17 protein-coding genes are annotated in these 25,960 nt (G+C 69.9%); all 17 read left to right on the top strand.

Features of this window, described 5'->3' with window-relative positions; translation table 11 throughout:
• Positions 1–154: 154 nt before the first annotated feature.
• The 17 genes from ACFVSN_RS31500 to ACFVSN_RS31580 all read left to right on the top strand — a co-directional run bounded on the left by ACFVSN_RS31500 (position 155) and on the right by ACFVSN_RS31580 (position 25,898).
• Positions 155–2,911 carry a SpoIIE family protein phosphatase gene (locus ACFVSN_RS31500; protein ID WP_387957047.1) on the top strand — a complete coding sequence of 919 codons (2,757 nt, stop codon included), beginning with the start codon at positions 155–157 and terminating at the stop codon, positions 2,909–2,911.
• A gap of 265 nt (positions 2,912–3,176) precedes the next feature.
• Positions 3,177–5,777: a SpoIIE family protein phosphatase gene (locus ACFVSN_RS31505; protein WP_387957048.1), complete on the top strand. Its 2,601-nt coding sequence runs from the start codon at positions 3,177–3,179 to the stop codon at positions 5,775–5,777.
• Between the two features lie 93 nt (positions 5,778–5,870).
• Positions 5,871–7,676, top strand: coding sequence for an ABC transporter family substrate-binding protein (locus tag ACFVSN_RS31510; RefSeq protein ID WP_387957049.1), 1,806 nt, complete (start codon positions 5,871–5,873; stop codon positions 7,674–7,676).
• Between the two features lie 220 nt (positions 7,677–7,896).
• Positions 7,897–9,801: a translational GTPase TypA gene (typA, locus tag ACFVSN_RS31515; RefSeq protein ID WP_380438128.1), complete on the top strand. Its 1,905-nt coding sequence runs from the start codon at positions 7,897–7,899 to the stop codon at positions 9,799–9,801.
• Positions 9,802–10,232: 431 nt separating this feature from the next.
• Positions 10,233–11,858, top strand: a complete 1,626-nt coding sequence (locus ACFVSN_RS31520) for an ABC transporter substrate-binding protein (RefSeq protein WP_380438130.1) — start codon at positions 10,233–10,235, stop codon at positions 11,856–11,858.
• Positions 11,859–11,946: 88 nt separating this feature from the next.
• Entirely contained in the window at positions 11,947–12,891 is a 945-nt protein-coding gene (locus ACFVSN_RS31525; RefSeq protein WP_380438133.1) for an ABC transporter permease, read from the top strand.
• The gene (locus ACFVSN_RS31530; RefSeq protein WP_380498032.1) at positions 12,884–13,825 is read left to right on the top strand and encodes an ABC transporter permease; all 942 of its coding nucleotides are present in this window, start codon (positions 12,884–12,886) and stop codon (positions 13,823–13,825) included. The genes ACFVSN_RS31525 and ACFVSN_RS31530 overlap by 8 nt, the downstream gene beginning before the upstream one ends.
• 19 nt (positions 13,826–13,844) lie before the next feature.
• Positions 13,845–14,894, top strand: coding sequence for an ABC transporter ATP-binding protein (locus tag ACFVSN_RS31535; protein WP_380438137.1), 1,050 nt, complete (start codon positions 13,845–13,847; stop codon positions 14,892–14,894).
• Positions 14,887–15,909: an ABC transporter ATP-binding protein gene (locus ACFVSN_RS31540; RefSeq protein ID WP_380438139.1), complete on the top strand. Its 1,023-nt coding sequence runs from the start codon at positions 14,887–14,889 to the stop codon at positions 15,907–15,909. The genes ACFVSN_RS31535 and ACFVSN_RS31540 overlap by 8 nt, the downstream gene beginning before the upstream one ends.
• Positions 15,910–16,119: 210 nt before the next feature.
• A complete protein-coding gene (locus ACFVSN_RS31545; RefSeq protein ID WP_380438141.1) occupies positions 16,120–17,739 on the top strand; it encodes an ABC transporter substrate-binding protein in 1,620 nt (539 codons plus the stop codon).
• Between the two features lie 70 nt (positions 17,740–17,809).
• Complete coding sequence (locus ACFVSN_RS31550; protein WP_380438143.1) at positions 17,810–18,736, top strand: ABC transporter permease; 927 nt, start codon at positions 17,810–17,812, stop codon at positions 18,734–18,736.
• The gene (locus tag ACFVSN_RS31555; protein ID WP_387957050.1) at positions 18,729–19,727 is read left to right on the top strand and encodes an ABC transporter permease; all 999 of its coding nucleotides are present in this window, start codon (positions 18,729–18,731) and stop codon (positions 19,725–19,727) included. The genes ACFVSN_RS31550 and ACFVSN_RS31555 overlap by 8 nt, the downstream gene beginning before the upstream one ends.
• 16 nt (positions 19,728–19,743) lie before the next feature.
• On the top strand, positions 19,744–20,796 hold the full coding sequence (locus ACFVSN_RS31560; RefSeq protein ID WP_380498031.1) for an ABC transporter ATP-binding protein: 1,053 nt from the start codon (positions 19,744–19,746) through the stop codon (positions 20,794–20,796).
• Positions 20,786–21,904 carry an ABC transporter ATP-binding protein gene (locus ACFVSN_RS31565; RefSeq protein WP_380438146.1) on the top strand — a complete coding sequence of 373 codons (1,119 nt, stop codon included), beginning with the start codon at positions 20,786–20,788 and terminating at the stop codon, positions 21,902–21,904. Before ACFVSN_RS31560 ends, ACFVSN_RS31565 begins: the two co-directional genes overlap by 11 nt.
• Positions 21,905–22,313: 409 nt before the next feature.
• The gene (locus ACFVSN_RS31570) at positions 22,314–23,936 is read left to right on the top strand and encodes an ABC transporter substrate-binding protein (protein WP_387957051.1); all 1,623 of its coding nucleotides are present in this window, start codon (positions 22,314–22,316) and stop codon (positions 23,934–23,936) included.
• Positions 23,937–24,031: 95 nt separating this feature from the next.
• The gene (locus tag ACFVSN_RS31575; protein WP_380438150.1) at positions 24,032–24,976 is read left to right on the top strand and encodes an ABC transporter permease; all 945 of its coding nucleotides are present in this window, start codon (positions 24,032–24,034) and stop codon (positions 24,974–24,976) included.
• Positions 24,969–25,898: an ABC transporter permease gene (locus tag ACFVSN_RS31580; protein ID WP_380438152.1), complete on the top strand. Its 930-nt coding sequence runs from the start codon at positions 24,969–24,971 to the stop codon at positions 25,896–25,898. Before ACFVSN_RS31575 ends, ACFVSN_RS31580 begins: the two co-directional genes overlap by 8 nt.
• The last annotated feature ends 62 nt before the right edge of the window (positions 25,899–25,960 follow it).

Here is a 25,960-nt window from a genome sequence, read left to right on the forward strand (position 1 = left end):
GCGCCGCGCCAGGTAGGTCAATCGGACAAGACGACCCGGCAGCCGGGATAGCCTGGGTTCTGCTGGGTATGTCACTTTTCGGCACGTTTCGTCACCATCGGTGAGCCGCCCCAGCCGGCGCCGCCGATCCCGACCAGAGCCGGAGGCCCCGTCGGTGTCGAATACCGGTAACGGCGGCGGGGGAGCACGGCGGACAGGCACCGCGGGGAGCGCCGCCGCCCGCGCCCGGCTGCGCCGCGGCGCCCGCCCGGCGGCCCCGCAGCCGGCCGCCGTCCGCCGCCGGGGCCGCGGGCCCGCGGCCGTCACCGAGGCCGCCCCGGGCGGTGCCGAGGCCGGCACCCCGCGGCCCGCGCCGACCCTCGACGTCCCCGCCCCGGGCCTGCGCAGCCGGCCCGCCCGCCCGTTCCCCGGCGGGCCCACCGAGCCGCCGGGCGGGGCCGGCACCCCGGCCGAGGGCAGTCTGCTCGACATGCTCAAGGTCGCCATCGCGATCCTCGACACGGCCGGCCGCGTGGTGCTCTGGAGCCCCGCCGCCGAGGAGCTGCTCGGCTGGCCGAACGAGCTGCTGGTCGGCCGCCGGATCGACGAGCTCATCCCGGACCACGACCAGGTCGCCCGGATCCAGGCCGCCATCCGGGACACCCTGCGCAACGGTCGCTGGGCCGGGCCCGCCGAACTGCGCGACCGGGACGGCGTGCCGGTCGCCGTGGACGCCCGGATCTCGCTGCTGGTGGACGGCGACGGCACCCCGTTCCTCCAGGTCAACCTGGCCGAGGCGGCCGCCGTCCGGGCCGTCGAGCGCGACCTCGCGGTGCGTGACGCGCTGTTCGAGCAGTCCCCGCTCGGCATCGCCGTCCTCGACACCGACCTGCGCTACACCGCCGTCAACCAGACCCTCGCCGAGATGAACGGCGTCGCCACCGACGACCACGTCGGCCGCACCACCGGCGAGACCCTGCCCGAGCGGGCCGCCGACGAGATCACCGCCATCCAGCGCCAGGTGCTGGCCACCGGCGAGCCGGTCATCGACGTCACCCTCGCCTCGCCGGTCACCGCCCGCTCCGGCTACCGCTCGATCTCCTACAGCCGGATGACCGACCGCTCCGGCCGGGTGCTCGGTATCTCCGGCACCGTCATGGACGTCACCGAGCGCTACCGGGCCGTCGCCAAGGTCGAGCACGCCCGGCGCCGGCTCTCCCTGCTCAACGAGTTCGGCTCGCGGGTCGGCGACCTCCTCGACGCCGCCCGGATCGCCCAGGAGCTGGCCGGCTCCGTCGTCCCCCGGCTCACCGACCACTCCGCGGTGATCCTGCTGCAGGCCGTCGCCCACGGCGACGACCTGCCCCGCCACGGCCACGACCGGCGCACCTCGCTGCTCCAACTCGGTACCGCCTCCGTCCAGGACGGCCCCGAGGTCGACGTGATGCTGCGCCGCGGCGCCCGGATCACCTTCGCCGAGGACTCCGCCTGCGGCCGGGTGCTGCGCACCGGCGTGCCCGAGCTGCTCTCCGGCGCCGACCAGCTGAACGACGTCACCTACCCGGGCGACCCGAAGATGCAGGCCGCGCACGACCTCGGCGTGCACTCGATGCTCGTCGTCCCGCTGCGCGCCCGCGGCATCGTGATCGGCCTGCTGCTGGTCAGCCGGGCCGGCTACCGCGAGGGCTTCGACCGGGACGACCTCGCCTTCACCGTCGAACTCGCCGACCGGGCCGGCAGCTCCCTCGACAACGCCCGCCTCTACGCCCGCGAGCGCACCGCCGCGCTCACCCTCCAGCGCACCCTGCTCCCGCAGCAGGTCCCGCAGCCCACCGGCGTCGAGGTCGCCTACCGCTACGTGCCCGGCTCCAGCGGCACCGAGGTCGGCGGCGACTGGTTCGACGTCATCCCGCTGCCCGGCGATCGCACCGCGCTGGTCGTCGGCGACGTCATGGGCCACGGCCTGCGCGCCGCCGCGACCATGGGCCGGCTGCGCACCGCCGTCCGGGTGCTCGCCGCCCTCGACCTGCCGCCGGACGTGTTGCTGCGGCACGTCCACGAGCTCGCCGACGACCTCGCCCAGGGGCCGGACGAGGCGCTGCTCGCGACCTGCGTCTACGCCGTCTTCGACCCCGGCACGGCCCGGCTGACCGTCGCCAAGGCCGGGCACATCCCCCCGGTGCTCGTGGTGCCCGGCCAGGAGACCGAGGAGCCGACCCGCACCGGCGGCCCGCTGCCCGGCGGCACCGGCCGGATCCTCGACCTGCCCTCCGGCGCCCCGCTCGGCGTCGGGGGCGTCCCGTTCGAGTCGGTCGAACTGAAGATCCCCGAGGGCAGTCTGCTCGCGCTGTGCACCGACGGCCTGGTCGAGTCCAGGGACAAGGACCTGGACGTCGGCCTCGGCCGGCTGGTCACCGTCCTCCAGGAGCCGCACGCGTCCATCCAGGCCGCCTGCGAGGCCGTGCTCGACACCATGGAGCAGGGGCGCGAGCCGGACGACGTCGCGCTGCTGCTGGCCCGGCTCGGTCACGGCCAGGCCGGCACCCCGACGGCCGGCTGGACGCTGCCGGCCGAGCCCACCGCCGTCTCCCGGGCCCGGCGGCTGGTGCGCTCCACGCTCGCCGAGTGGGGCGTCGAGGCGCTGACCGACATCGCGGAGCTGCTGGTCAGCGAGCTCGTCACGAACGCCGTCCGGTACGCCAGCGCCCCGATCGGGGTCCGGCTGACGCTCGGCGAGACGCTGCTGGTGGAGATCTCCGACCCGCTTCCCGACCCGCCCCGCGAGCGGCACGCGGCCGAGGCGGACGAGGGCGGCCGGGGCCTGGAGCTGGTCCGTCGGCTCGCGCTGCGCTGGGGCGCCAGGGCCGAGGGCATCGGCAAGGTCGTCTGGTTCGAGCAGGCGCTCCCGGGTAATGAGCCCGACGAGCCGTGAGGCGTGCGGCGGGCGAGGGCGTGAGCCGGCGCGGAGGACCAGCGGGACGCGAGTAGAACGGAGCTGCATATGCCACCTGGCGGCCAGGGGGAGCGCGCACTCCGGAAGGGGGCGCGGGCGTGGCATTGTGGTTGCGCGGGCGGTAGGACAAAAACCTTCGCCCGATCTGATGTTGTGATGTTGAGGGCGTGTGAACGCACCCCTCGATGATGAATACTCGGTCTTCTCGACATCCGGACGGTCGCGGGTTGGAGGGGTCGGTCCGTTGAACAGCACCCCGGCGCGGAACGCGCCGAGCAGCAGCGGTCATGCCGCCGTGCCCGGGCAGGCCGGTTCACCGCACCTGCCCGCCCCGGTGACGGCCCGCGCGGCCGCCGCGGCCGAGGGCCGGAACGGCGCCGCCGCCCACGTCGGCACCCACGCGGGTGCCGGCTCGGTCTACGACTACATCCGGGTCGCCACCTTCGCGATCGGCCCCGACGGGCGGATCAGCCAGTGGAGCGAGCGCGCCGCCGAGTTCTTCGGCGTCCCCGCCACCGACGCGGTCGGCGCCGACCCGATCACCACGTTCGTCCCGCGCGAGCTCTGGCAGCGCGGCCGCGCCCGGCTGGAGCGCACCCTCGGCGGCGAGGAGTGGACCGGCACCACCCCGTACCTCGACGCCGCCGGCGGCGAGGGCCTGGCCGAGCTGTACCTGATGCCGGACACCGCCCTGCCCGCCGGCGCCACCTGTCTCGCCGTCGACCTCGGCCGGCTGCGCCGCGTGGAGACCGATCTCGCCGCCTCGGAGGCGGTTTTCGGCCAGACCCCGACCGGCTTCGTCCTGTTCGACGACCGGCTGCGCCTGCAGCGCGTCAACGACGCCTTCGCCTCCGGCATGGGCCTCGCCCCGGTCGACCTCGAAGGCCTCACCCCGCACGACCTCTTCCCGCCCTCCGAGGCCGACCGGCTGAGCGCCGCCCTGCGCAAGGTGCTCGCCACCGGTGAGCCCGTGTTCGACCTGCGCTTCCACGGCGTCGTCCCCACCCGCGAGGGCAACCGGCTCTGGGCCGTGTCGCTCTACCGCCTCAACGGCGCCGCGGGCCAGCCCATCGGCGTCGCCGGGCAGGTCTCCGACGTCACCAGCCGGCACGTCGCCGAGCGCGAGGCCGACGGCGTCCGCCGCAACCTCGCGCTGCTCAACGAGGCCAGCGCGCACATCGGCTCCACCCTCGACCTGGAGACCACCGCCAAGGAGCTGCTGGACGTCGTCGTCCCGCCGTTCTGCGACCTCGCGACCGTCGACCTGTACACCGCGCTGCTCTCCGGCGAGAGCGTCCCGAGCGCCGGGCGCCTCGGCGACACCGTCCTCACCGACGGCAGCGGCGAGCTGCGCCGGGTCGCCGTCTCCAGCGTCGTCGGCGGCGCCTCCTCGGTGCTCGGCTCGGTCACCGGCCTGCCCATCGCCGAGGCCGGCGGCACGCTCTGCTACCCGCGCCGCTCCCCGCACGCCCGGGCCCTGCGCACCGGCCGCAGCGTCGTCCCCGAGCCGGGGCCCGACCCGCTGCTGCGCTCCACGCTGATCGTCCCGCTGGTCGCCCGCGACCAGGTCCTCGGGCTCGTCCAGCTCTCCCGCGCCATCGGCAGCGAGCCCTTCGACGCCCGCGACGTCGCCATCGCGGAGGAGCTCGTCGCCCGCGCCGCCGTCTGCATCGACAACGCCCGGCTCTACCGCCGCGAGCACGAGCGGGCCCTGATCCTCCAGCGCAGCCTCCTGCCGCCCGGCAACCCGGCCGCCAGCGGCCTGGAGATCGCCTGCCGCTACCTGCCCAGCAACAACAACACCGAGGTCGGCGGCGACTGGTTCGACGTCATCCCGCTGCCCGGCAACCGCACCGCGCTCGTCATCGGCGACGTCATGGGCCGCGGCCTGCGCGCCGCCGTCGCGATGGGCCAGCTGCGCACCGCCGTGCGCACTCTCGCGATGCTCGACCTCGACCCCGCCGAGGTGCTCGGCGCCCTCGACGAGATCGCCCGCGGCCTCGGCGACGACTCCGTACCGGCCGGCCCGGCCAGCCCGTACGGGCGGCTCACCTCGACGGCCGACGAGGAGGCCCGCGAGGTCTACCTGGCCACCTGCGTCTACGCGGTCTTCGACGCCGTCACCCGGCGCTGCGTGTTCGCCAACGCCGGCCACCTGCCGCCGGTCCTGCTCAGCCCCGGCGAGCCCGCCCGGATGCTCGACGTGCCGCCCGGCCTGCCGCTCGGCGTCGGCGGCGAGCCCTTCGAGGAGGTCGAGCTGACCCTGCCCGACGGCGCCGTCCTCGGCCTGTACACCGACGGCCTCGTGGAGAGCCGCAAGCACCAGCTGGACGAGGGCCTGCGGGCCTTCCGCACCGCGCTCTCCGCCGAGGGCAAGGGCCTGGAGGACCTCTGCGACCACGTCCTCGGCGAGCTCAACCCGCACCACGGCGAGGACGACATCGCCCTCCTGATGGCCAAGGTGCACGCCTTCCCCGAGGACAGCGTCGGCAACTGGTTCCTGCCGCCCGAGCCCACGTCCGTCGCCAAGGCCCGCGAACTCGCCTGCAGCTGGCTGCTCGCCCGCGGCCTGGACGAGCTCGTCGACACCACCGAGCTGCTCGTCAGCGAGCTGGTCACCAACGCGCTCAAGCACGGGCGCGGCGAGATCCGGCTGCGGCTGCTGCGCGACCGCGGGATGGTCTGCGAGGTCTGGGACGACGGCTACGCCCAGCCCCGGCAGCGCCGCGCGCAGGAGACCGACGAGGGCGGGCGCGGCCTGCAGCTCGTCAGCCTGCTCGCCGAGCGCTGGGGCAGCCGGCGGACGCCCAAGGGCAAGATCGTCTGGTTCGAGCTGGCGCTCTGAGGCGTCCGGGGGATCGGCCGTCCGGGTGCAGTCGCCCGGCGGCCCGCCGTGTCGGCGCGGGCGCGACCGGCCGGTCGGCGTTCGATGGCCGCCATGCGCGTCCGCCAGCTCACCGCCGCAGCCGCCGCGCTGCTGCTCGCCGCCGTGCTCGGCGGCTGCTCCGACCGCCCGGCCCCGGCCCGGCCCCCGGCCCCCGAGCCCGCCCCCGAGGCCACCGCCGCCACCGGGGACGTCCGGCCCGCCGACCGCGCCGCCGTCCGGGACGGCGGGACGCTGCGCTGGGCGGTGGACCGCGTCCCCGCGACGCTCAACGTCTACCAGCCCGCCGCGACCGCCGACTCGGCGCTGCTCGCGCACGCCCTCTACCCGTCGCTCTTCCGGCCCGACGGGCACGGCCGGCTCGTCCCCGACCCGGACTACCTGGCCGGCGCCGAGTCCACCCCGCCCGGTCAGCGGCCGCAGGTCGTCACCTACCGGCTCAACCCGCACGCCGTCTGGAGCGACGGCACCCCGCTGACCGCCGCCGACCTGATCGCCCAGCGGGCCGCGCTCTCCGGCCTCGACCCGGCGTACCGGGGCGGGCACCCGGCCGGGTACGACGCCATCGACTCGATCGGCCAGGGCGCCGACCCGCACGAGGTCAAGGTCACCTTCCGGCGGCCCTGCGCCGACTGGCCGTCCCTCTTCGGACCGCTGTACCCGGCCGCCGAGACGTCCACCGCGGCGGCGTTCAACCAGGCGCTCGCGGGCGGGGGCCACCTCGGCGCCGGGCCGTACACGGTGTCCCGGTACGACGCCGAGGACGGACGGGTGACGCTGGAGCGCAACCCGCTCTGGTGGGGCGACCGGCCGAAGGCGGACCGGATCGACTTCCTCGCGGCGGCCCCCGAACGGCGCCTCGACGCCCTGGACCAGGACCTGCTGGACATCGCCCCGGTCACCGCCGCAGTGGACCGGGCGGTGCCCCCGGCGCCGTCCGCGAGCCCCTCCGCGGCCGCAGCGCCCGCCGCCGCCCCGCCCGCCGCCGCGCCCGAGGCGGCCGCGCTCGCCCTGCGGCGGGCCGAGTCGCTGCCCGGGATCACCGTGCACCGGGCCGCCGCCGCCTCGCTCACCCAGCTCACCCTCAACGCCGCCCGGGGCCCGCTCACCGACCCGGCGCTGCGCCTCGCGCTCGGCCGGGCCGTCGACCGGCGGCGGGTCGCCGCCGCGGCCCTCACCCCGCTCGGCGTCGCCCCGGCCGCCCTGGGCAGCCACCTCCTCGCGGGGGACCAGGACGGCTACCGCGACAACAGCGCGGCCGCCGGCCCGGCCGACGCCGCCCGGCTCTTCGACGAGGCCGGGTGGAAGCGGCCGGCCGGCGGTGGCACGCGGGCCAAGGACGGTAAGCCGCTCACCCTCGACCTGCTCGTCCCGGCAGGCTCCGCGACCGCCAAGCGCACTGCCGACGCCCTCACCGCCAGCCTCGCCGAGCAGGGCGTCGCCCTGCGGACGGTGACCGCGCCCGCCGACACCTTCGTCAAGGAGCACCTCGCGGTGGGCGACTACGACCTCGCCCTGTTCTCCTGGCCGGCCGGCCCCAGTCCGGCGAGCGAGCAGCGGCCCGCCTACGCCAAGCCCCGGCCCGACCCCGACGGCACCCTCGACCCGGGCAGCAACTACGCCCGCAGCGGCACCGAGGAGATCGACCGCCTCTTCGACCGGGCGGCCGGCGAGCTCGACCGGGCCACCCGTCTGGACCTGCTCCAGGAGGCCGACGTCCGGATCTGGCAGCTCGGCCACTCGGTGCCGCTCTACCAGCGGCCGGAGCTGGTGGGCGTCCGCTCGGGCGTGGCCGGGGCCGGGGTGTGGGGCTTCGACTGGCCGCGCTTCCAGGACGTCGGGTGGGCCGTGACGCCGTAGCCCGGCGTGACCCGGCTGTGATCTTGATCCCGCCGGACGGGCTCGTTTCTGCCCCGGTGCGCCCTTCCCCGTACCATAGGAGAAAGCCGGGGCGTGTCCAGATGCCCGGCGGGTGGACCGGTAGTAGCAGGCGAACGGGTGACGGCGGCCGACGGCGGCCGCAAGTGCGCGTCTCGCGGCCGGGCGCCGTAACCCACGATTCCGGGAGAATCCGCTAGGCATGCCCACGCGCAACGACATCCGTAACGTCGCCATCGTCGCCCACGTCGACCACGGCAAGACCACCCTGGTCGACGCCATGCTGAAGCAGGCCGGCGCCTTCGCGGCCCACCAGCACCTCGACGACCGCATGATGGACTCGAACGACCTGGAGCGCGAGAAGGGCATCACCATTCTCGCGAAGAACACCGCGGTCAAGTACCACCCCAAGGATGGTGGCGCTCCGATCACCATCAACATCATCGACACCCCGGGCCACGCCGACTTCGGTGGCGAGGTCGAGCGCGGTCTGTCGATGGTGGACGCGGTCGTGCTCCTCGTCGACGCCTCCGAGGGCCCGCTGCCGCAGACCCGCTTCGTGCTCCGCAAGGCGCTCTCGGCCCGTCTGCCCGTCATCCTCTGCATCAACAAGACGGACCGCCCGGACTCCCGGATCGACGAGGTCATCAACGAGACCTACGACCTCTTCCTGGACCTGGACGCCGACGAGGACCAGATCGAGTTCCCGATCGTCTACGCCTGCGCCCGTGACGGCGTCGCGTCGCTGACGAAGCCGGAGAATGGCACCGTCCCGGCCGACAGCACCAGCCTGGAGCCGTTCTTCTCCACCCTGCTGGAGCACGTCCCGGCCCCGAGCTACGACGAGGACGCCCCGCTCCAGGCCCACGTCACCAACCTGGACGCCGACAACTTCCTCGGCCGCATCGCGCTGCTGCGCGTCGAGCAGGGCGAGCTGCGCAAGGGCCAGACCGTGGCCTGGATCAAGCGCGACGGCTCGATCCAGAACGTCCGCATCTCCGAGCTGCTGATGACCGAGGCGCTCACCCGCAAGCCGGCCGAGGTCGCCGGCCCCGGTGACATCTGCGCCGTCGCCGGCATCGGCGACATCATGATCGGCGAGACCCTGGCCGACCCGGAGAACCCGATCGCGCTGCCGCTGATCACGGTGGACGAGCCGGCCATCTCGATGACCATCGGCACCAACACCTCGCCGCTCGTCGGCCGTGGCGGCAGCGGCAAGGGCGCGGACGCCAAGGCCGGTGCCAAGGTGGACCGCAAGGTCACCGCCCGCCAGGTGAAGGACCGCCTGGACCGCGAGCTCATCGGTAACGTCTCGCTGCGCGTCCTGGACACCGAGCGCCCGGACGCCTGGGAGGTGCAGGGCCGCGGTGAGCTGGCGCTGGCCATCCTGATCGAGACCATGCGCCGCGAGGGCTTCGAGCTGACCGTCGGCAAGCCGCAGGTGGTCACCAAGGAGGTCAACGGCAAGACGCACGAGCCGGTCGAGCGCCTCACCGTGGACGTCCCCGAGGAGCACATGGGTGCCGTCACCCAGCTCATGGGCATCCGCAAGGGCCGGATGGACAACATGTCCAACCACGGCTCGGGCTGGGTCCGCATGGAGTTCGTCGTGCCGTCCCGCGGCCTGATCGGCTTCCGCACCGAGTTCCTCACCAACACCCGCGGCACCGGCATCGCCCACTCGATCCACGAGGGCCACGAGCCGTGGTTCGGCACGCTGACCACCCGCAACAACGGCTCGCTGGTCGCCGACCGGGCCGGCGTGGTCACCGCCTTCGCGATGACCAACCTGCAGGAGCGCGGCGTGCTCTTCTGCGAGCCGGGCACCGAGGTGTACGAGGGCATGATCGTCGGTGAGAACTCGCGCTCCGACGACATGGACGTGAACATCACCAAGGAGAAGAAGCTCACCAACATGCGGTCGTCGAACGCCGACGTCGCCGAGTCGATCGTCCCGCCGCGCAAGCTCTCGCTGGAGCAGTCGCTGGAGTTCTGCCGCGAGGACGAGTGCATCGAGGTGACCCCGGAAACGGTTCGCATCCGCAAGGTCGTCCTCGACCAGAAGGACCGCGGCCGCACCGCTTCGCGCGCCAAGAAGGCGTGATCCCGACGGTTTGATCGGCCTTTGGCCGGAAAGCTCCGCCCCCCTTTCCACTGGAGAGGGGGGCGAACTTTTTCAATCACCCCAAGTTGTCGATGCGCGTATAAACGGAATAGCGCCTATCACAGTGGGGTGTCCGCTGAGCGAACATGACAGTCCGTCATTCATGACGACTGTCCGTTTGGTACCTGTCTGGCTATGTCTCATATGTCCGGTTTTCGAAACTTACCGACCGTTCATGTGACCTAATTGAGATCGGCAGTGGTCACTTTCGTGTCCGTGCGTGACGGATAGTGGAGCCAGTCAGGCTCGGGTCAAGGGTTAACGCGCAGGGGTGCGCGCCGAAACCACGAGCGCGGACGGCACAGCGGATCCGGTATCAACCAACCGCGGTGCTCTCCTCGTTGGAAAGTCGATTTCAGGAGGCATCCCCCATGCGTGGTGCAACCCAGACCAAGTGGCTCGTTGCGGCGACCGCGATCGCCCTGGCCGCGACCGCTTGCAGCACCAGCTCGAAGAGCAGCGACTCGGCCTCGAAGGACGGCGGCAGCATCGCCGTCCAGCTCGGTGAGCCCCAGCACGGTCTGGTTCCGCAGAACACCGCGGAGTCCGAGGGCACGCAGGTCGTGTACTCGCTGTTCACCGGTCTGGTCGACTACGACATCAAGACCAACGCGCCGAAGCTCGCGATGGCCGAGTCGATCGACTCCGCGGACAGCACGACCTGGACGATCAAGCTCAAGGACGGCTACACCTTCCACAACGGCGAGAAGGTCACCGCCAAGTCCTTCGTGGACGCCTGGAACTGGGGTGCCAACCAGGACAACGCCGCCGAGGGCCTGCCCTTCTACGACAAGATCCTCGGCTCCGACGAGCTGGCTCCGGGCAAGGGCAAGACCCCGACCGCCAAGGAGCTCAAGGGCCTGAAGGTCGTCGACGACAAGACCTTCACCGTCACCCTGAAGGCGCCGTTCTCGCAGTTCAAGACGATGCTGGGTTACAACCCGTTCTACCCGCTGCCGACGGCGTTCTTCTCTGACCCGAAGGCGTTCGGCGAGCACCCCATCGGCAACGGTCCCTTCCAGATGGACGGCGACTGGGACCACAACAAGCAGATCAAGATCAAGCGTTACGACAACTACGGTGGCACCAAGGCCCACCTGCAGAACGTGACCTTCAAGATCTACGACAACCTGGACACCGCGTACAACGACCTGCGCGCCGACAACATCCAGGCCACCAACAAGCTCCCGATCTCCGCGATGTCCACCGTCGCCAGCGAGTTCGGTGACCGCTACATCAACAAGCCGGAGTCGGGCATCGGCTACATCGGCTTCCCGATCGCCTACAACCCGGCCTACCAGAAGCCGGAGATCCGCAAGGCGATCTCGATGGCGATCGACCGTGACCAGATCACCAAGACGATCTTCGCCGGCACCCGCGTCCCGGCCTCGGACTTCGTCAGCCCGCTGATCAACGGCTACCGCAAGGACGCCTGCGGCGACGCCTGCAAGTACGACCCGGCCAAGGCCAAGGACCTCTTCACCCAGGCCGGCGGTCTGCCGGGCAACACCCTGGAGCTCGGCTACAACGCCGACGGCGGCCACAAGGAGTGGATCGAGGCCGTCGGCAACCAGCTGAAGAAGAACCTCGGCGTCGAGGTCACCTTCAAGCCGTTCGAGAAGTTCGGCAAGATCCTGGACGCGCTCCAGGCCAAGCAGTACCAGGGCGCCTTCCGCATGGCCTGGTCGATGGACTACCCGTCGATCGAGGACTACCTGCGCCCGATCTTCTCCAAGGTCGCCATCGACAGCGGCTCGAACTACGGCGGTTACGTCAACGACCAGTTCGAGAGCCTGCTGACCCAGGCCGACGGGGCGAAGACCGAGGACGAGGGCATCAAGCTCTACCAGCAGGCCGACGACATCCTGATCAAGGACATGCCGTACATCCCGGTCTACACGTACCAGTCCTCCGCTGCGTACACCAAGAAGATCAAGAACTTCAACACGGATGCGCAGATGCGCTACAACCTGGCCGAAGTTGAGATGGCCGGCTGATCCGGTAGTCAGACGATCGGGGGCGGGTGGACCGGACCACAGTCCGGCTCGCCCGCCTCCCTTCCTTGTCCGAAAGTATGGAGGTCTGATGGGCCGCTATGTGATCCGCCGGTTGATACAGGCGATCCCTGTTCTCATCGGTGCGACGTTCCTGATCTATTTCATCGTCTTCTCGCTGCCGGGTGACCCGGTGCAGGCGCTGGCCGGTGAGAAGCGCGCCGACCCGATCGTGGCGGAGATGATCCGTCAGAGGTACCACCTGAACGACCCGTTCCTCGTTCAGTACTGGCACTACATCTCGGGCGTCTTCCAGGGCGACCTGGGCGAGAGCCTGCAGGGTCGCAGCGTGAGCGACATGATCGGCGACGCCTTCCCCTACACCCTGAACCTCGGCATGGTGGCGTTCGTCATCGAGGCGGTCGTCGGTGTGGCGGCGGGTGTCATGGCGGCCCTGCGCAAGGGCAAGTTCCTCGACCAGCTGGTCCTCCTGAGCACCCTGCTGGTCATCTCGGTCCCGGTCTTCGTCACCGGCTTCATCCTCCAGCTGGTGCTCGGCGTCCAGCTGAAGAACTCGTACGGCATCGACTTCTTCTCGGTCTCCTTCAACGAGGAGGACGGAATCCGGGCCTACCTGCTGCCGGCCTTCGTCCTCGCGTCGCTCTCGCTCGCGTACGTCGCCCGACTGACCCGCACCAGCCTGATGGAGACCATGCGCGCGGACTACGTCCGCACCGCCGTCGCCAAGGGCCTGAAGCGCCGTCGGGTGATCGGCCGGCACGCCCTGCGCAACGCGCTGATCCCGATCGTCACCTTCCTCGGCGCCGACCTCGGTGGCCTGATGGGCGGTGCGGTGATCACCGAGAAGATCTTCAACATCCACGGCATCGGCGGTCTGCTCGCCCAGGCCGTGTACCAGAAGCAGGGCACGATCATCGTCGGCGTCGTCACGCTGCTGGTGATGATCTACCTCGTGACCACCCTGCTCGTGGACATGCTGTACGCCGTGCTCGACCCGAGGATTCGCTATGAGTGACACCATCACCAAGGACGCCTCGGCGCCGGCCGGGGACAACAGCCCGAAGGCCGCGCCGGCGAAGAAGCAGAAGCCGGAGCGCGTTGCCAGCCTGTGGTCGGACGCGGTCCGCGACCTGCGCCGCAACCCGATGTTCATCATCGGCGGCGTGCTGGTGCTGGCGCTGATCGTCATCTCGATCGTGCCGCAGTGGTTCACCGACGGCAGCCCGTTCGACAACAACGCGTGCGACCTGTCGCACTCGCTGGAGCGTCCGAGCGCCGACCACTGGTTCGGCTACGACGTCCAGGGCTGCGACAACTACACCCGCACCATCTGGGGCGCCCGCAACTCGATCATCGTCGGCATCCTGACCACCACCATGGTCACCGTGGTCGGCTCCCTCCTCGGCCTGCTGGCCGGCTGGAAGGGCGGGATCATCGACTCGGTCCTGTCGCGGTTCACCGAGATCTTCTTCTCGATCCCGACCCTGCTCGGCGGCATGCTGATCATGTCGATGCTCGGCAAGGGCAACGCCTACACCGTCTCCCTGGTGATGGCCGTCCTCGGCTGGCCGCAGATCTACCGCATCATGCGCGCCTCGGTGCTGGCGAACAAGAACAACGACTACGTGATGGCCGCCCGCGCCCTGGGCGCGGGTGCCGGCCGGATCACCTTCCGGCACATCCTGCCGAACGCCATCGCGCCGGTCATCGTCGTCGCCGCGATCAGCCTGGGTGTCTACATCGGCGCCGAGTCCGCCCTGTCCTACCTGGGCATCGGCGTCCAGTCGCCGGAGATCTCCTGGGGCCTGATGATCAGCGACGCCCAGGTCCGCTTCCTGGCGGCCCCGCACGTGCTGCTCTTCCCCGCCGCGGTCCTGAGCGTCACCGTGCTGGCCTTCATCATGCTCGGCGACGCGGTGCGCGACGCCCTCGACCCGAAGCTCCGCTGAGAGAAGAGGTGACGACCCGATGACCACCGTGATCGAGAAGAACCAGAAGAGCGGCCGGCTCGAAGTTGGCACCCCGCTGCTGGAGGTCAAGGACCTCCACGTGGAGTTCCACACCCGGGACGGCGTCGCGAAGGCCGTGAACGGAGTCAACTACTCCGTGGCCGCCGGTGAGACCCTGGCGGTGCTCGGCGAGTCCGGCTCCGGCAAGTCGGTGACCGCCCAGACCATCATGGGCATCCTCGACATGCCGCCCGGCAAGATCAGCCAGGGCCAGATCCTCTTCCGCGGCCAGGACATGCTGGCCATGAAGGAGGAGGAGCGCCGGCAGATCCGCGGCCAGAAGATCGCGATGATCTTCCAGGACGCGCTGTCCTCGCTGAACCCCGTCATGACCGTCGGCGCCCAGCTGGGCGAGATGTTCCGGGTGCACCGCGGCGCCTCCAAGAAGGAGGCCCGGGAGAAGGCCATCGAGCTGATGGAGCGGGTCCGCATCCCCGCCGCCAGGCAGCGCGTCGGCGACTACCCGCACCAGTTCTCCGGCGGCATGCGCCAGCGCATCATGATCGCGATGGCGCTCTCCATGGAGCCCGACCTGATCATCGCCGACGAGCCCACCACCGCCCTGGACGTGACCGTCCAGGCCCAGGTGATGGACCTCCTCGCCGAGCTGCAGGCCGAGTACAACATGGGCCTGATCCTGATCACCCACGACCTCGGCGTGGTCGCCGACGTCGCGGACAAGATCGCCGTCATGTACGCCGGCCGGATCGTCGAGACGGCCCCGGTGCGCGACCTGTACGCCAACCCGGCGCACCCGTACACCAAGGGCCTCCTGCGTTCCATCCCGCGCCTGGACCAGAAGGGCCAGGAGCTGTACGCGATCAAGGGTCTGCCCCCGAACCTGCTGAAGGTCCCGGCCGGCTGCGCGTTCAACCCCCGCTGTGACGTCGCCACCGACCTGTGCCGCACGGAGATCCCGGCGCTGCACCAGGTGACCGACAAGGACGGCAAGGAGCTCACCGGCCGCCGCAGCGCGTGCCACCTCTGGAAGGAGACCCTCCATGGCTGAGCCCATCCTGGAGGTCAAGGACCTGGTCAAGCACTACCCGCTGACCCAGGGCATCCTCTTCAAGAAGCAGGTCGGCGCGGTCAAGGCGGTCGACGGCATCTCCTTCGACCTGATGAAGGGCGAGACGCTCGGCATCGTCGGCGAGTCCGGCTGTGGCAAGTCCACGCTGGCCAAGGTGCTGATGAACCTGGAGCGGGCCACCTCCGGCCAGGTGCTGTTCAAGGGCGAGGACATCTCCAAGCTGACCGGCCAGGCCCTCAAGGCCGTGCGCCGGAACATCCAGATGGTGTTCCAGGACCCGTACACGTCGCTGAACCCGCGCATGACGGTCGGCGACATCATCGGCGAGCCGTTCGAGATCCACCCCGAGGTGGCGCCGAAGGGCGACCGCCGCAAGGCCGTCCAGGACCTCCTGGACGTCGTCGGCCTGAACCCGGAGTACATCAACCGGTACCCGCACCAGTTCTCCGGCGGTCAGCGCCAGCGCATCGGCATCGCCCGCGGCCTCGCGCTCAAGCCCGAGATCATCATCTGCGACGAGCCGGTCTCCGCCCTGGACGTGTCCGTCCAGGCGCAGGTGATCAACCTGCTGGAGCAGCTGCAGAGCGACTTCGGGCTCTCGTACATGTTCATCGCCCACGACCTCTCCATCGTCCGGCACATCTCCGACCGCGTCGGCGTGATGTACCTCGGCAAGATGGTCGAGATCGGCTCGGACGAGGAGATCTACGAGAACGCCACCCACCCGTACACCCAGGCGCTGCTCTCCGCGGTGCCGGTGCCGGACCCGACGGCGCGCGAGCACCGCGACCGGATCATCCTGACCGGCGACATCCCCTCGCCGGCCAACCCGCCGTCCGGCTGCCGCTTCCGCACCCGCTGCTGGAAGGCGGAGGACCGCTGCTCCGAGGAGATGCCGCTGCTCGCGGTGCCCTCGCTGCTCAAGGGCGCGGCCGCGCACGAGTCGGCCTGTCACTTCGCCGAGGTGCGCGAGACGGAGACGGCCGCGGCCTGACCGACGGCACCCGTGACGCACCCGGAAGGGCCCGTGGCTTCCCGCCACGGGCCCTTCCGGCATTCGGTAGGTCCGGCGCTGCGTCGATCCGGCGCTGCGTCAACTCCGCGGGCGGTCACCGCACCCATCCGGGGGTACTCGACTCGCGCCGTCGCCGGGGCGCGCTTCTCATGGGGTGTGATGCGACACACACCCTGAGGAGGGACCTCCATGCCCGTAGCCGCCCGTGCTCGTTGGGTCCTCGCCGCTGCGACGTCCGTGGCCCTGGTGGCCACCGGGTGCAGCAGCAGCGGGGGCGGCAGCAGCTCGTCGGACACCAGCAAGACCTTCAGCTACCAGAGCAGTGAGCCGCAGAACCCGCTCCAGCCCGCCAACGCGAACGAGACCGGCGGCGGTCGCATCATCCAGAACCTGTTCAAGGGGCTCGTGGACTACGACCCCGGCACCGCGAAGATCCGCATGCAGGTCGCCGACAAGATCGACACCAGCGACTCGCAGACCTACACGGTCACGCTGAAGGACGGGTGGAAGTTCCACGACGGCACCCCGGTGCACGCCAAGAACTTCGTCGACGCCTGGAACTGGGGCGCGGCCACCACCAACAACCAGATCAACAGCTCCTGGTTCTCCGACATCGAGGGCTACAAGGACGTCCACCCGGCCACCGGCCAGCCGACCACGGACAAGATGTCCGGCCTGAGCGTCACCGACGACCTGCACTTCACGGTCAAGCTGAGCAACAAGGTCTCGTACTTCGAGTACAAGCTCGGCTACATCGCCTTCTCGCCGCTGCCGGACGGCTTCTTCAAGGACCCGGCCGGGTACGGGCAGAAGCCCGTCGGCAACGGGCCGTACCAGTTCGTCAGCTGGTCCCACAACCAGCAGGTGGTCACCAAGGCCTTCCCGGACTACCAGGGCGTGGACAAGCCGAAGAACGGCGGCGTCGTCTTCAAGATGTACAACACGTCCGAGGCCGCCTACGCCGACCTCCAGTCCAGCAACCTCGACGTGATGGACCAGGTGCCGCCGTCCGCGCTGGCCACCTACAAGAGCGACCTCGGCGACCGGGCGATCGACTCCCCCCAGGGCGCCATCCAGAACGTCGGGTTCACGCTCTACCAGGCCGACTGGTCCGCGCCCGACAAGGCCAAGGTCCGCCAGGGCATCTCGATGGCGATCGACCGCGACACCATCACCAAGACCGTGCTCCAGGGCTCCCGCAAGGCCGCCAGCGCCTGGGTGGCCGAAGGCGTCGAGGGCTACAAGGAAGGCGCCTGCGGCGACTTCTGCAAGTTCGACCCGGCCAAGGCGAAGACGCTGATCACCGAGGGCGGCGGTGTCCCCGGCAACAAGCTGACCATCCTGTACAACGCGGACGGCGGCCACAAGGAGTGGGTCGACGCGGTGTGCAACTCGATCCGGCAGAGCACCGGGGTGGACTGCACCGGCGACCCGAAGCCCGACTTCAAGACCGCGCGCGCGGCGATCACCGGACACCAGGTCAACGGCATGTTCCGGACGGGCTGGGTGCAGGACTACCCGCTGAACGCCAACTTCCTCGCGGACGTGTACCGCACCGGCGCCGCGTCCAACGACACGGGGTACAGCAGCCCGCAGTTCGACCAGGCCGCCAAGCAGGCCGACGAGGCCGCCAGCGTCGCCGACACGGTCACCGGCTACCAGCAGGCCGAGGCGGTGCTGCCCGGCGACATGCCGGCCATCCCGCTCTGGTACTACCGCACCAACTCGGGCTACTCGACCAAGGTGCAGAACGTGAAGTTCGACTCCTTCGGCAACCCGGCCTGGACCCAGGTCGAGGTCAAGGGCTGATCCCCTCTCCCGCCGGCCCCGCCCTCACCGCACGGAGGGCGGGGCCCGGCCACCTCGGAAGGAGGCTCGGATGGGCAGTTACGTGCTGCGTCGGGTGCTGCAGATGATCCCGGTGTTCCTCGGCACCACGCTGCTGATCTTCCTGATGGTCTACACGCTGCCGGGCGACCCGGTGGCGGCGCTGTTCGGCGAGAAGGCCGCCGATCCGGCCGTGGTGGCCAGCATCAAGCACAAGTACTACCTCGACCAGCCGGTCTGGAAGCAGTACCTGCACTACATGGGCAACCTCTTCCAGGGGGACTTCGGGACCAGCTTCACCGGCCGTCCGGTCACCGACATCATGGCGGACGCCTTCCCGGTCACCATCCGGCTCGCGCTGCTGGCCTTCGTGTTCGAGATGGTCCTCGGCCTGTGCCTCGGGCTCGTCTCCGGCCTCAAACGCGGCAGCCTCCAGGACACCCTGGTGCTGATCCTCACCCTGCTGGTGATCTCCATCCCGGTCTTCGTGCTCGCGTACATCGCGCAGACGGTGTTCGCCACCAACCTGGGCTGGGTCACCCCGACGGTGCAGGACAGCTACGACCTGTCCCAGCTGCTCCTGCCGGCGATGGTGCTCGGCTCGCTCTCGCTCGCGTACGTCGCCCGGCTCACCCGCACCTCCATCGGCGAGAACCTGCGGGCCGACTACATGCGCACCGCGGTGGCCAAGGGCCTGCCCCGGCGGACCATCATCTCCCGTCACCTGCTGCGCAACTCGCTGATCCCGGTGGTCACGTTCCTCGGCACCGACCTGGGCGCCCTGATGGGCGGCGCGATCGTCACCGAGGGCATCTTCAACGTGCAGGGCATCGGCAACGTCCTGTACCGGGCGATCAACCAGAAGGAGGGGCCGACGGTGGTCGGCATCGTGACCGTCCTGGTGATCGTCTACCTGGTCGCCAGCCTCCTCGTCGACCTGCTCTACGCGGTCCTGGACCCGAGGATCCGCTATGCCTGACATCCATGACGAAGAGTCCTTCGAACCGCACCCCAAGCCCAGCGTCTCGCGCCTGGACTACGCGGGCGAGCAGGGCATGGCCGTCGAGCAGGACACCCTGGTCGAGGCCGACCCGGTCAAGCGCGAGGAGGCCCGCAGCCTCTGGGGCGACGCCTGGCGGGACCTGCGACGGCGCCCGATCTTCCTGATCTCGGCGGTGCTGATCCTGCTGCTGGTCGTCATGGCGATCTTCCCGTGGGCGTTCACCGACGCCGACCCGCGCAAGGCCGACCTGGTGCACAACTACCTGCGCCGGCCGGACTGGTCGGACGTGTTCGGGGCCGGCTGGTTCGGCTACGACGGACAGGGCCGGTCGATCTTCGCCCGCGTCGTGTACGGCGCCCGCGCCTCGATCACCGTCGGCATCTGCGTCACCGCGGCGGTCACCGTGCTCGGCGGCCTGGCCGGCATGGTCGCCGGGTACTTCGGCGGTGGCGTGGACGCGGTGATCTCCCGGATCGTCGACATCTTCTTCGGGATCCCGCTGCTGCTCGGCTCGCTGGTGCTGCTGAACGCGTTCGCCACCCGCACGGTGTGGAGCGTGGTCATCGCCCTCGGCTTCCTCGGCTGGACCCAGATCGCCCGCGTCATGCGCGGCGCCGTGCTGACCGTCAAACAGGCCGACTACGTGGTGGCCGGACGGGCACTCGGGGCCGGGACCGGACGGCTGATGTTCCGGCACATCCTGCCGAACGCGATCGCGCCGGTGATCGTCGTCGCGACCATCGCGCTCGGCGGCTACATCGCGACCGAGGCGACGCTGAGCTTCCTCGGCATCGGCCTGCAGGACCCGACCATCTCCTGGGGCATCGACATCTCCTCCGCCCAGAAGGTGATCCGGACGGCGCCATACGTCCTGTTCTTCCCGGCCGCGGCGCTCTCCGTCACCGTGCTGGCCTTCATCATGCTGGGCGACGCGGTGCGCGACGCCCTCGACCCGAAGCTTCGCTGAGCGAGGGGAACGCATCGTGACTACAGCTGTGGACACCACCGGACCCGGGCGGGACGCGCCGTACGAGGGACCGCTGCTCGACGTGCGCGACCTGCACGTCGAGTTCGTCACCCGGGACGGCGTGGCCCGGGCGGTGAACGGGGTCAACTACAGCGTCCGGGCGGGGGAGACGCTGGCGGTGCTCGGCGAGTCCGGGTCGGGCAAGTCGGTGACGGCGCAGGCGATCATGGGCATCCTGGACATGCCGCCGGCCCGCATCCCGCGCGGCGAGATCCGCTTCCGCGGCCAGGACATGCTGAAGATGGGCCGGGAGGAGCGGCGGCGCATCCGCGGCCGGAAGATCGCGATGATCTTCCAGGACGCGCTGTCCTCGCTCAATCCGGTGCTCAGTGTGGGCTTCCAGCTCGGCGAGATGTTCCGGGCGCACCAGGGGACGTCCCGCAAGGAGGCCAAGGACAAGGCCGTCGAGCTGATGGACCGCGTACGCATCCCGGCGGCGGCGCAGCGGGTGAACGACTACCCGCACCAGTTCTCCGGCGGCATGCGTCAGCGCATCATGATCGCGATGGCGCTGGCCCTCGAACCGGACCTGATCATCGCCGACGAGCCCACGACGGCGCTGGACGTGACGGTGCAGGCCCAGGTGATGGACCTGCTGGCGGAGCTCCAGGCGGAGTTCCAGATGGGGCTGATCCTGATCACCCACGACCTCGGCGTGGTGGCCGACGTCGCGGACAAGATCGCGGTGATGTACGCGGGGCGGATCGTCGAGACGGCGCCCGTGCACGAGTTGTACGCGCGCCCGGCCCACCCGTACACGCGGGGCCTGCTGGACTCGATCCCGCGACTGGACCAGAAGGGCCAGGAGCTCTACGCCATCAAGGGGCTGCCGCCCAACCTGCTGCGGATCCCGAAGGGCTGCGCGTTCAACCCGCGCTGCCCGCGGGCGCAGGACGTCTGCCGGGCCGAGGTGCCGGAGCTGTACCCCGTGACCGAGGAGGACGGCACCGCGCTGGCCGGGCGGGGCAGCGCGTGCTTCTTCTGGAAGGAGACCCTCCATGGCCGGTAACGGGGCGAGTGCGCTGGGGGCGACCACGGCGGCGGCGACCACGCCGGAGGAGCTCGTGTTCGACCAGAACGTGGCGCGCGGCGAGCCGATCCTCGAAGTCCGCGACCTGGTCAAGCACTTCCCGCTGACGAAGGGGGTGCTGCTCAAGAAGCAGGTCGGCGCGGTGAAGGCGGTGGACGGGGTCTCCTTCGACCTGATGCAGGGGGAGACGCTGGGCATCGTGGGCGAGTCGGGCTGCGGGAAGTCCACGCTGGCGAAGGTGCTGATGAGCCTGGAGCCGGCCACCGGGGGATCCGTCCGGTACAAGGGCGAGGAGATCTCCCGGCTGTCGGGGTCGGCGCTGAAGGCCGTGCGGCGGAACATCCAGATGGTGTTCCAGGACCCGTACACGTCGCTGAACCCGCGCATGACGGTCGGGGACATCATCGGCGAGCCGTTCGAGATCCACCCGGAGGTGGCTCCGAAGGGCGACCGCCGCAAGGCCGTCCAGGATCTGCTGGACGTCGTCGGGCTCAACCCGGAGTACATCAACCGGTATCCGCACCAGTTCTCCGGCGGTCAGCGTCAACGCATCGGCATCGCCCGGGGGTTGGCGCTCAAGCCGGAGATCATCATCTGCGACGAGCCGGTCTCCGCCCTCGACGTGTCCGTCCAGGCGCAGGTGATCAACCTGCTGGAGAAGCTCCAGGGCGAGTTCAACCTCTCGTACATGTTCATCGCGCACGACCTCTCGATCGTCCGGCACATCTCCGACCGCGTCGGCGTGATGTACCTCGGCAAGATGGTCGAGATCGGCTCCGACGCTGAGATCTACGACCACGCCACCCACCCGTACACCCAGGCCCTGCTGTCGGCCGTGCCGGTGCCCGACCCGACCGCGCGGGAGTCGCGGGACCGGATCGTGCTGACCGGGGACGTCCCCTCGCCGGCGAACCCGCCGTCGGGCTGCCGCTTCCGCACGCGCTGCTGGAAGGCGCAGGAGCGGTGCGCGGTGGAGGTCCCGCTGCTCGCGGCGCCGTCGTGGCTGGACGGGGCGGCCCGGCACGAGTCGGCGTGTCACTTCGCGGCGGAGCGGGACAACGGGAGGGGGGCCGCCGCGGCCGGGTAACAATTCGGTCGACGTCGCGGCAGGCGGCGCACACCAAGGGCGCGTCCTCGATTCGAGGGCGCGCCCTGCGCTGTGCTGCGCAAACGCCGGAAAAAGATCGATTACTCCTCGTAAACGCGCGAATACCGGAGATCATCGTCCGCCTTCCGGAGATCGGAACGGGTGATCCCGTATGCGATATGCGGGAATTTGGCGAGCATTGTCCGGGCCGGGTCCGGCGCGTAATTGAAAAGAGATGTGACGCGGATTCCGAAAGCCGGTCGGTTGATCGATAGTTGCTTTGCGCGTATCAGTGGTCACCTCGCCAACTGTGCGGATCGGCCCTGAGATGTCGGCCTCCGTCACGCCCGGCACACCGAGTGGCGGGGCCGCCGTTCGTTCGCAAGCCCCCAAAACGAGGAGCAGTTGAATGAGGCTCACCAAGACGATGCGCCTGACCGCCCTGGCGGCCTGCACGGCGCTCGCGATCTCCGCGTGCACCACGGGCAGCGACAAGAAGTCCCCGGCCGGCAAGACCGGCGGGTCGATCAGCGTCCAGCTGGGTGAGCCGCAGAACGGCCTGGTCCCGCAGAACACCGCGGAGTCCGAGGGCACCCAGGTCGAGTACGCGCTCTTCACCGGGCTGGTCGACTACGACCCCAAGACCAGCACGCCCAAGCTCGCCATGGCCGAGTCGATCGACTCCCCGGACTCCACCGTCTGGACGATCAAGCTCAAGGACGGCTACACCTTCCACAACGGCGAGAAGGTGACCGCGCAGTCCTTCGTCGACGCCTGGAACTGGGGCGCCGACCAGGACAACGCCGCGCAGGCCCTGCCGTTCTTCGACAAGGTCCTCGGCTCCGACGAGCTCGCGCCCGGCAAGGACAAGAAGCCCACGGCCACGGCGCTCAAGGGCCTCAAGGTCGTGGACGACAAGACCTTCACCGTCACCCTCAAGGCGCCGTTCTCGCAGTTCAAGACCATGCTCGGGTACAACGCCTTCTATCCGCTCCCGAAGGCGTTCTTCAACGACCCGAAGGCCTTCGGCGACAACCCGATCGGCAACGGCCCGTTCCAGATGGACGGCCCGTGGCAGCACAACCAGCAGATCAAGGTCAAGCGCTACGACAACTACCCGGGCAAAAAGGCCAAGCTCGATTCGGTCACCTTCAAGATTTACGACAAGCTGGAAACCGCGTACAACGACCTCCGCGCGGACAACATCCAGATCACCAACAAGCTGCCGATCTCGGCGATGGCGACGGTGGCCCAGGAGTTCGGTGACCGCTACATCTACCAGCCGGAATCCGGCGTCGGCTACATCGGGTTCCCGATCGCGACCAACAAGGCGTTCGCGAGCCCCGACCTGCGCAAGGCGATCTCGATGGCGATCGACCGCGAGGCCATCACCAAGACGATCTTCTCCGGCACCCGCAAGCCGGCCGACGACTTCGTCAACCCGATCATCCCGGGTTACCGCCAGGGCGCGTGCGGCGACGCCTGCAAGTACGACCCGGCGAAGGCGAAGGCGCTCTACAGCCAGTCCGGCGGCCTGCCCGAAAACAAGCTGGAGATCGGCTACAACGCGGACGGCGGCCACAAGGAGTGGATCGAGGCCGTCGGCAACCAGCTGAAGAACAACCTCGGGATCGACGTCACCTTCAAGCCGTTCGAGAAGTTCGGCAAGATCCTCGACGCGCTGGGGGCCAAGCAGTACTCCGGCGCCTTCCGGATGGCCTGGTCGATGGACTACCCGTCGATCGAGGACTACCTGCGCCCGATCTTCTCGAAGATCGCCATCGACAACGGCTCCAACTACGGCGGCTACGTCAACGAGGACTTCGAGGCGCTGCTCGCCAAGGCCGACCAGGCGAAGACCGAGGACGAGGGCCTGAAGCTGTACCAGCAGGCCGACGACATCCTGCTCAAGGAGCTGCCGTACATCCCGGTGTACACCTACATGAGCTCCGGGGCGTACACCAAGACCGTCAAGAACGTGATCATCGACGCCCAGAACCGGATCGACCTGACCTCCGTCGAACTCGCCTGACCCGACTCCCGCTGACCGGTGCGTCCCGCAGGGCGGCGCGGGAAACCCCCGTGCCGCCCGCCGGTGACGCGCCCCAACCACGAGGAGGCCGCCACATGGGCCGCTATGTGGTCCGTCGGGTCATCCAGGCCGTACCTGTGATCCTCGGCGCGACGTTCCTGATCTACGCACTGGTCTTCCTGCTGCCCGGTGACCCCATCCAAGCGCTGGCCGGTGAGAAACGCGCGGACCCGACGGTCGTCGCGATGCTGCACGACCGGTACCACCTGGACGATCCGTTCTTCCTCCAGTACTGGCACTACCTGGTCGGCCTGTTCCAGGGCGACTTCGGCGAGGACTACCGCGGCCACGCCGTCGTCGACGTGATGACGCGGGCCTTCCCGTACACCATCAACCTGGCCGGGACCGCGCTGGTCATCGAGATGGCGGTGGGCGTGACCGCCGGTGTGGTCGCCGCCCTGCGGCGCGGCCGGTTCATCGACAACCTGGTGCTGATCTCGACCCTGATGGTCATCTCGATCCCGACCTTCGTGATCGGCTTCGTGCTCCAGCTGCTCCTCGGGGTGAAGCTCCACAACGACTACGGCATCGACTTCTTCCCGGTCTCGTTCAACGAGGACGACGGCTTCCGCGCGTACCTCCTGCCGGCCTTCGTGCTCGCGTCCACCTCGCTCGCCTACATCGCCCGGCTCACCCGGACCAGCCTGACCGAGGTGATGCGGGCCGACTACGTGCGCACGGCGGTGGCCAAGGGCCTGAGCCCGCTGCGCGTCGTGGTGCGGCACGGGCTGCGCAACGCGCTGATCCCGATCGTCACCTACCTCGGCATGGACCTGGGGTCGCTGATGGGCGGCGCGGTGATCACCGAGGGCATCTTCAACATCCCCGGGATCGGGCACCAGCTGTTCCAGTCGGTGTACCTGCGCGAACGCACCATCGTGGTGGGCGTCGTGAGCGCCCTCGTCATGGTGTACCTCCTCACCAACCTGGTGGTCGACCTGCTCTACGCCGTTCTTGACCCGAGGATCCGCTATGAGTGAGCCGACGAACGCGCTGGACACGACGGCCCCGGTGACCGCGGCGGCGGCCGCCAAGGGCGACAAGGAGCGGGTGGGCAGCCTCTGGACGGACGCCTGGTACGACCTGCGGCGCAACCCGCTCTTCATCATCGGCGGGCTGCTGGTGCTGCTCATGGTGGTGATGGCCGTCGCCCCGCAGCTGTTCACCGACAAGGACCCGAACTCGGCCGGCTTCTGCGAACTCTCGTCCTCGCTGCAACGCCCCTCCGCGGACCACTGGTTCGGCTTCGACGTCCAGGGCTGCGACGTCTACACCCGGACGATCTGGGGCGCCCGCAACTCGATCATCGTCGGCATCCTGACCACGTCGCTGGTGGTCCTGGTCGGCGGCACGCTCGGGCTGCTGGCCGGCTGGATGGCCGGGTTCTGGGACAGCCTCCTGTCGCGCATCACCGAGATCTTCTTCGCGATCCCGCTGCTGCTCGGCGGCATGCTCATCATGTCGACCTGGCAGAAGGGCAACGCCTGGACGGTCTCGGCGGTGATGGCGGTGCTCGGCTGGCCGCAGATCTACCGGCTGATGCGTTCGGCGGTGATCTCCAACAAGCACAACGACTACGTGGTCGCCGCGCGCGCGCTCGGGGCCGGCACCGGGCGGATCGTCACCCGGCACATCCTGCCGAACGCGGTGGCGCCGGTGATCGTCGTCTCGACCATCAACCTCGGCGTGTTCATCGGCGCCGAGGCCGCGCTGTCCTACCTGGGCATCGGCATCCAGTCCCCGGCGATCTCCTGGGGCCTGATGATCAGCGACGCCCAGTCCCGCTTCCTGAACGCCCCGCACGTACTGCTCTTCCCGGCCGCCGTGCTGAGCATCACCGTGCTGGCGTTCATCATGCTCGGCGACGCGGTGCGCGACGCCCTCGACCCCAAGCTGCGCTGAGGAGGGCCGCGGACCATGACTGACACGACGAAGCCGTCCGGCACGAGGGACGGCGGGGCGCG

Source organism: Kitasatospora sp. NPDC057904 (assembly GCF_042887925.1).
Lineage (GTDB): Bacteria > Actinomycetota > Actinomycetes > Streptomycetales > Streptomycetaceae > Kitasatospora.

What these genes read in the sequence shown, in the direction of transcription:
- ACFVSN_RS31510 (WP_387957049.1), top strand. Translation starts at nt 5,871, where the DNA reads ATGCGCGTCCGCCAGCTCACCGCCGCAGCCGCCGCGCTGCTGCTCGCC.
- typA (WP_380438128.1), top strand. Translation starts at nt 7,897, where the DNA reads ATGCCCACGCGCAACGACATCCGTAACGTCGCCATCGTCGCCCACGTC.
- ACFVSN_RS31520 (WP_380438130.1), top strand. Translation starts at nt 10,233, where the DNA reads ATGCGTGGTGCAACCCAGACCAAGTGGCTCGTTGCGGCGACCGCGATC.
- ACFVSN_RS31525 (WP_380438133.1), top strand. Translation starts at nt 11,947, where the DNA reads ATGGGCCGCTATGTGATCCGCCGGTTGATACAGGCGATCCCTGTTCTC.
- ACFVSN_RS31530 (WP_380498032.1), top strand. Translation starts at nt 12,884, where the DNA reads ATGAGTGACACCATCACCAAGGACGCCTCGGCGCCGGCCGGGGACAAC.
- ACFVSN_RS31535 (WP_380438137.1), top strand. Translation starts at nt 13,845, where the DNA reads ATGACCACCGTGATCGAGAAGAACCAGAAGAGCGGCCGGCTCGAAGTT.
- ACFVSN_RS31540 (WP_380438139.1), top strand. Translation starts at nt 14,887, where the DNA reads ATGGCTGAGCCCATCCTGGAGGTCAAGGACCTGGTCAAGCACTACCCG.
- ACFVSN_RS31545 (WP_380438141.1), top strand. Translation starts at nt 16,120, where the DNA reads ATGCCCGTAGCCGCCCGTGCTCGTTGGGTCCTCGCCGCTGCGACGTCC.
- ACFVSN_RS31550 (WP_380438143.1), top strand. Translation starts at nt 17,810, where the DNA reads ATGGGCAGTTACGTGCTGCGTCGGGTGCTGCAGATGATCCCGGTGTTC.
- ACFVSN_RS31555 (WP_387957050.1), top strand. Translation starts at nt 18,729, where the DNA reads ATGCCTGACATCCATGACGAAGAGTCCTTCGAACCGCACCCCAAGCCC.
- ACFVSN_RS31565 (WP_380438146.1), top strand. Translation starts at nt 20,786, where the DNA reads ATGGCCGGTAACGGGGCGAGTGCGCTGGGGGCGACCACGGCGGCGGCG.
- ACFVSN_RS31570 (WP_387957051.1), top strand. Translation starts at nt 22,314, where the DNA reads ATGAGGCTCACCAAGACGATGCGCCTGACCGCCCTGGCGGCCTGCACG.
- ACFVSN_RS31575 (WP_380438150.1), top strand. Translation starts at nt 24,032, where the DNA reads ATGGGCCGCTATGTGGTCCGTCGGGTCATCCAGGCCGTACCTGTGATC.
- ACFVSN_RS31580 (WP_380438152.1), top strand. Translation starts at nt 24,969, where the DNA reads ATGAGTGAGCCGACGAACGCGCTGGACACGACGGCCCCGGTGACCGCG.